This is a genomic window from Gammaproteobacteria bacterium (assembly GCA_011375345.1).
In the GTDB taxonomy this organism is placed as follows: Bacteria; Pseudomonadota; Gammaproteobacteria; order DRLM01; family DRLM01; genus DRLM01.
In genome coordinates this window covers 1-6,263 of sequence record DRLM01000013.1, presented here as the reverse complement: position 1 = coordinate 6,263, position 6,263 = coordinate 1, and the positions used below count along the sequence as shown (strand labels likewise).

7 protein-coding genes are annotated in these 6,263 nt (G+C 61.6%); 1 reads left to right on the top strand and 6 read right to left on the bottom strand.

The window, feature by feature from the left end; all coding sequences use genetic code 11:
- The 5 genes from hypE to hypA all read right to left on the bottom strand — a co-directional run.
- Positions 1–794, bottom strand: a 794-nt coding sequence (gene hypE / locus ENJ19_00990; protein HHM04303.1) for a hydrogenase expression/formation protein HypE, incomplete at its 3' end; no start/stop codon positions are given.
- A gap of 83 nt (positions 795–877) precedes the next feature.
- Positions 878–1,990, bottom strand: a complete 1,113-nt coding sequence (gene hypD / locus ENJ19_00985; GenBank protein HHM04302.1) for a hydrogenase formation protein HypD — start codon at positions 1,988–1,990, stop codon at positions 878–880.
- Positions 1,987–2,214 carry a HypC/HybG/HupF family hydrogenase formation chaperone gene (locus ENJ19_00980; protein HHM04301.1) on the bottom strand — a complete coding sequence of 76 codons (228 nt, stop codon included), beginning with the start codon at positions 2,212–2,214 and terminating at the stop codon, positions 1,987–1,989. Before ENJ19_00980 ends, hypD begins: the two co-directional genes overlap by 4 nt.
- 2 nt (positions 2,215–2,216) lie before the next feature.
- The gene (gene hypB / locus ENJ19_00975) at positions 2,217–2,939 is read right to left on the bottom strand and encodes a hydrogenase accessory protein HypB (GenBank protein ID HHM04300.1); all 723 of its coding nucleotides are present in this window, start codon (positions 2,937–2,939) and stop codon (positions 2,217–2,219) included.
- Between the two features lie 35 nt (positions 2,940–2,974).
- Positions 2,975–3,316: a hydrogenase maturation nickel metallochaperone HypA gene (gene hypA / locus ENJ19_00970; GenBank protein HHM04299.1), complete on the bottom strand. Its 342-nt coding sequence runs from the start codon at positions 3,314–3,316 to the stop codon at positions 2,975–2,977.
- 547 nt (positions 3,317–3,863) lie between these two features.
- Between hypA and ENJ19_00965 the strand changes: the two genes are divergently transcribed.
- Positions 3,864–4,892, top strand: coding sequence for a hypothetical protein (locus ENJ19_00965; protein HHM04298.1), 1,029 nt, complete (start codon positions 3,864–3,866; stop codon positions 4,890–4,892).
- Between the two features lie 31 nt (positions 4,893–4,923).
- On the opposite strand, the gene malQ is transcribed toward ENJ19_00965, so the two are convergent.
- On the bottom strand, positions 4,924–6,263 hold a 1,340-nt coding region (gene malQ / locus ENJ19_00960), incomplete at its 5' end, for a 4-alpha-glucanotransferase (GenBank protein ID HHM04297.1).

Here is a 6,263-nt window from a genome sequence, read left to right as displayed (position 1 = left end):
TTGCCTTCGTTGGCAATATACAAAGGATCGAGGCCAAGCAGCTCACAGGCGGCCGCCACTTGTGGTTTGACGGGAATGGCTGCCTCATTGAGTTGCATGCCGACACCGGACTGACCGGCCAGTTCATTTAGCGTCGCGGCCAGACCGCCACGGGTGGGGTCACGCAGGCAGCGGATCTGCGGCACGGCATTCACCATATCGGCCACCAGACCATTCAACGCCGCCAAATCCGATTCAATGGTGGTCTCGAATTCCAGATTTTCCCGTTTGGAGAGAATGGCAATCCCGTGATCGCCCATGCTGCCGCTGACCAGTATGGCATCGCCGGGCCGCGCCCGATCACCGGAAATATTCACCCCTTCCGGCACTATCCCAACACCGGTGGTACTGATAAAAACCCCATCGCCCTTGCCCTGCTCCACCACCTTGGTGTCACCACAGACCACACTCACACCAGCCGCTGCGGCCGCATCAGCCATGCTGATCACAATGCGTTCCAGATCCGCCAGCGGAAAACCTTCTTCGAGAATGAAACTGGCGGAGAGATAGAGTGGCCTGGCGCCGGACATGGCCACGTCGTTGACCGTGCCATACACTGCAAGAGTGCCGATATCGCCGCCGGGAAAGAACAGCGGCGCGATCACATGGCCGTCAGTGGACATCACCATGCGTCCCGCGGCGACTTCAAAGCAGGCCTGATCGTTGCCCTGGCGCAGCAGCGGATTGTCCAGGTGTTTGATGAACAGATCTTCAATCAACCGGACCATGGCGCGACCGCCGCTGCCGTGACTCATGTCGACTTTGCCGGTTGTCGCGTTCAGCCTCACTCTTCACTCACCAGGTGTTGTAAAACGCTTCCCCGTTCCCGCGTATCCCACTACGCGACGCCCCGAAACCGCCCGTAATTCCAATAGGCGGCGCACGCCCCTTCAGAAGAAACCATGCAGGAGCCCATGGGATTCTCCGGCATACAAACCGTGCCGAACAGTTTGCAGTCTATGGGCTTTTTTTGTCCACGCAAAATCGCCGGACACTCGCAGCCTTTGGTATCCGTCGCCGCCCGGGCACTGACACTGAAACGTTTCTCTGCATCAAACTCACCGTACCCGGCGCGAATCTCCAAGGCACTGTTGGGGATCAAACCAAGGCCGCGCCACTGAAAACCGGCGCGCACTTCAAACACTTCTTCCACCAGTGCCTGGGCCTTGGTGTTGCCATCGCGGCTGACGGCGCGGGAATATTCGTTCTCAACAATATTGCGCCCCTCGTTGATCAGCCGGATCGCCATCAGGACCGACTGCATCACATCCAGCGGTTCGAAGCCGGCGATAACAATGGGCTTTTTATAGTCTTTGGCAAACTGTTCATAGGGCCGGCTGCCGATGACGGTGCTGACATGGGAAGGACCGAGAAAGGCGTCGATATTGACAGGCTCTTCGGCATTCAAAATTGCACCCAAGGCAGCGGGGGTCAGCACGTGATTGCAGAAGACGGAAAAGTTTTTCAGCGACTCTGAGCGGGCCTGCTTGATCGCCACTGCGGTGGGCGGTGTGGTGGTCTCGAAACCAATGGCAAAGAAAACCACCTGTTGTTCGGGATGGTCACGCGCAATCTGCAACGCGTCCTGGGTGGAATAGACCATGCGGACATCAGCACCATCGGCCCTGGCCTGCATCAGGCTGCGGCGGTTACCGGCCGGCACACGCATCATGTCGCCGTAGGTGCACAGGATCACACCATGATTCTGTGCCAGTTGCATCGCCTCATCAATACGGCCAACGGGCAACACGCAGACCGGGCAGCCGGGGCCGTGGATGAACTCGACATTGGCCGGCATCAAATCCTGCACCCCATAGCGAAAAATGGCATGGGTATGACCGCCGCAGAACTCCATCAAACGGTAGCGGCGTTCGGCCTTTGCCTCGCGCGCAATAGCAGCGGCGATGGCACGCGCCTGCTGCTGGTCGCGAAATTCATCCACATACTTCATGTACCCATTTCCAGCATGCCGGCTTCGGCGAACAGCTCCAGCGTCTTTCGCGCCTCTTCGGGATCGATTTTATTAAGCGCATAGCCGACGTGGATCAATACATAATCACCGATGGCGACATCTTCCACCAGGGCCAGGGAGACTTCTTTCTTTACGCCGCCAAGTGAGACTTGGGCGTTGTCGCCGTCTGTCTCAATCACTTCTGCGGGGATGGCCAGACACATGACTAACCTTCCCTCGCTTCTTTCTGCTGTGGCCGGCGGGACTCGATCCAGTCATACCACCGCGCAAGCCCGTCGCCTTTGGTGGCCGAAATCCGTATCACCTCGATATCCGGGTTTACCCGCTTTGCGTAGGCGATGCACTGTTCCACATCGAAATCGAGATAGGGCAACAGGTCCACTTTATTCAACAGCATCACGTCGGCAGCATGAAACATATCCGGATATTTGATCGGTTTGTCTTCACCTTCCGTCACGGAGAGGATGGCCACTTTGTGCGCCTCACCCAGATCAAACCCGGCCGGGCAGACTAGATTTCCGACGTTTTCGATGAGCAGCAAACTGCCGCTTTCCGGCTCAAGTTTTTCCACCGCGCACCCGACCATGCGGGCGTCGAGATGGCAGCCCTTGCCGGTGTTGATCTGCACCGCGGGCACACCGGTGGCGCGAATGCGGTCAGCGTCCATGGCGGTCTGTTGATCTCCTTCGATGACGCTGACGGGCATGGTGTCTTTCAAATCGCTTGCAGTGCGGGCCAACAGCGTGGTCTTGCCGGAGCCCGGGCTGGAGACCAGATTCAACACCAGAATGCCGCGCCCGGCAAAGTAGCACCGGTTGCGCGCGGCGTACTCGTTGTTCTTGGCCAGAATATCGGTCTCGAGGCGCACCCTGCGGCTTTCACAGCTGTGCGGATCGTGGGCATGATGAGGGCCAGAGCCGTCAATCATCGCCCGGTCCGTGCCGCACCCACAGTCTATGCACACTACTCCACCTCCAGTTCCCTGATCCGCAGCGCCTCACCAGCAGTGACCTGCAGTTGATGGCCGCCGCACCCCGGACAACCATCAAAGCGCTGCCTGATGGCCACTTTCTTCCCGCACTGCGGGCACCATGCCTGACCGGGCACAGCAATAATCTCGAGACGGGCGCCGGCGGCAATGGAATCTTTCATCACCACATCAAAACCAAAACGTAGGGCCTCCACCTCAACGCCGGCCAGAGCGCCCACCTCCAGCCACACCGTCTTAACTTTGCGGTAGCGTTGCACCCCGGCCTGTTCTTCAAGCACCTGCAACACCCTTTCACACAAGGAGATCTCATGCATTCAACAAACTCTTGGCTTGGCCGCCGGCACAAGCTGCCATGGCGCTGGCTCCGCGCGCCGCCCGCTGGCTCCCCGGCGCTGCATTCTCCTCAGGGAACACAGCCCCTCTCCTGCACCCGGGAGAAGACAATCCCGCTGCCCCGGCATGACCCTGGCGCAGTCTGCAATGATACCGCCTTCTATCAACCGGCCGCAGGAGGAATAGCAAACCCCAATGTTGCAAGTTTTTGGATGCACCGTCATGTATCAATGACGATAAGTTGTTAAAAATGCAAGGCAGCCGCAAACCGCGCAGGCGGCGGCCGGCTTTGAAAAAAGCCAGGAAGGCTTTTTTCAACATCCTGTTAACAAAGAAGGCCGCAGGGGGGTTAGAATCATCATTATCCATTCACCGCGGAAACACGGAGGATGAGAGAAGCACGTGTTGGTGGAATGGTCCCGCTGGTTTTAAGCATCGCTCATGTGATGGCGCAACTGGTGCTGCTGACTACGCCGCAGCCACCGTAGCATTGTGGAAAAACCCGCCCTCCCAAGCTCAGGAAACCCCATGTCCCTAGAAAACTGGCACGAAGAAAAACAATCCGCCTGGCTCTACCGCGTTGTCACCCAGGTGGAAACCGACCCCCAAAAAAGCAGCCTGTTTTCCGAACTGGCCGATGCTGCCGAATCCCAGGCGCGGATTTGGGAAAAAGAACTGATCCGCCAGGGTGCAAGCCCGCCACGCTTTCTGCCCACGCGCCGCGCCCGTCTGGTCGCCCGTATGTTGCGCACGCTGGGCCCCCGCCCCATCCGGCCCATATTGGCGGCGATGAAGGTGCGGGGCCTGTCCGTCTACCAGGGCCGGGCCGTGCGCGGCGCTCACCCCATGCCCACCTGCATCAGCGAGGTGGGCCGCGGCCACAAAGGCATCGCAGCCGGCGGCAATGTGCGCGCGGCGGTGTTCGGCGTGAACGACGGCCTGGTCTCCAACGCCGCCCTCATCATGGGCGTGGCGGGCGCCACCCCGGACTTGAACATTGTGATGCTGTCCGGGGTCGCCGGCTTGCTGGCGGGCGCCTTCTCCATGGCTGCGGGGGAATACATTTCCATGCGGTCCCAGCGCGAGCTGTTCGAATATCAAATCGCCCTGGAACGGGAAGAAATCGAACACTACCCCATCGAGGAGGAAGAAGAACTGGCCCTCATCTACCGCGCCCGGGGCCTCAGCAAAGAACAGGCGGAAAGCGTGGCCCGCGAACTGATGAAAGACCCCGATACCGCCCTGGACACCCTGGCCCGCGAAGAACTGGGCCTGAATCCCGACGACCTGGGCTCACCCTGGGGCGCGGCGGGCTTTTCCTTTCTCTCCTTCGCGGCGGGTGGCGCCTTGCCCCTGCTGCCCTTCCTGCTCGGACCCGGCAGCACCACCCTGCCCGCGGCCATCATCCTCACCTTGGCCGCCCTGTTCGCCGTCGGTGCCGTGCTCAGCTTGTTCACCGGCAAACGTGCGCTTTGGAGCGGCTTGCGGATGATGGTGATCGGTGCGGGAGCGGGGGTGATCACCTATACGGTCGGGGGATGGTTGGGGGCGGGCTGATAGCTGGCGCGCGGCGGTGCGCCACCCGCATTTATTGCGCCAGGCGCCCGTAGAGTCCGGTCATGTGCCGCAGGCGGCGGACGGCATCACCAGACACTTGCGCCCAACGGAAACGCCAGGCCCAGTTGCCGGTGGTGGTGCCGGGGGTGTTCATGCGGTGTTCGCTGCCCAGCTCCAATATATCCTGCAGGGGCACGATGGCAAGGGTGGCAACGGAGGCCAGGGCGGCGCGGATAAGGGCCCAGGGCATGTCGGCAGCCACGCAGGCAAGGTAGTCGTTGACGTGGGCGCGGACCGCTTCGGGCAGGCTGCGGTACCAGCCCAGGGTGGTGTCGTTGTCGTGGGTGCCGGTGTAGACGGCGTAGAGGGGTTCGTGGTGGTGGGGCAGGTAGGGATTGCCGGGGCCGCTGTCGAAGGCGAATTGGAGAATTTTCATGCCCGGCAGGCGGTGACGCAGGCGCAGCGCGGTGACGGCTTCGGTGATCACCCCCAGATCTTCCGCCACCACGGGCAATTCGCCGAAGCGGGCGTGGAAGGCTTCGAACAAGGCATCACCCGGCCCCTGCACCCAGCGGCCCCCTTGGGCGGTGTCGTGCCCGGCGGGGATTTCCCAATAGGCTTCAAAACCGCGAAAGTGGTCGATGCGGATCAGGTCGAACAGTTGCAGCTGCGTGGCCATGCGCCTGAGCCACCAGGCGTAGCCGTCCTGTCCCATGCGGTCCCAGTCGTAGTGGGGGTTGCCCCAGCGCTGGCCGGTGGCGGAGAAGTAGTCGGGGGGCACGCCGGCAACGACAGTGGGCTGGCCGCGCTCGTCCAGCTGGAAATACTGACGCTCGGCCCACACGTCGGCGCTGTCGTGGGCCACGAAAATGGGCATGTCGCCGAACATCAGCACGCCGCGCTGGTTGGCGTAGTGTTTAAGGGCCGCCCACTGGCGGAAGAACACAAACTGGCCAAAGCGCACCGTGCCCACCGCGTCCGCCAGGCGCCGGCCTGCCTCCTCAAGGGCAGTGGGCTCGCGGTCGCGCAGGGGCGCGGGCCAGTGCCACCAGGCCTGGTGACCCTGCTCTTCCCGTATGGCGCAATAGAGAGCGTAATCGTCCAGCCAGCTTTTGTGTTCGGCGCAAAAGGCCTCAAAGTCGTGACGGGCGGCGGTGTCAGCCCGCGCCTGGAACGCCTGCCAGGCCGCCGCCAGCGACATTCCGGATGGCGCGCCGTCCAGCCAGCCTTCCTCACGCAGCGCGTCCCGGTCAATGAAACCGGGATTCCCGGCATGCACCGAAAGACACTGGTAGGGCGAGCCGTCATCGTGGGTGGGACCCAGGGGCAGGGTTTGCCACACGCTCTGACCCGCCCCGGCCAGGAAATCCA

Coding starts and splice junctions, on each gene's coding strand:
- hypD (HHM04302.1), bottom strand. CDS start 1,990: ATGAAGTATGTGGATGAATTTCGCGACCAGCAGCAGGCGCGTGCCATC.
- ENJ19_00980 (HHM04301.1), bottom strand. CDS start 2,214: ATGTGTCTGGCCATCCCCGCAGAAGTGATTGAGACAGACGGCGACAAC.
- hypB (HHM04300.1), bottom strand. CDS start 2,939: ATGATTGACGGCTCTGGCCCTCATCATGCCCACGATCCGCACAGCTGT.
- hypA (HHM04299.1), bottom strand. CDS start 3,316: ATGCATGAGATCTCCTTGTGTGAAAGGGTGTTGCAGGTGCTTGAAGAA.
- ENJ19_00965 (HHM04298.1), top strand. CDS start 3,864: ATGTCCCTAGAAAACTGGCACGAAGAAAAACAATCCGCCTGGCTCTAC.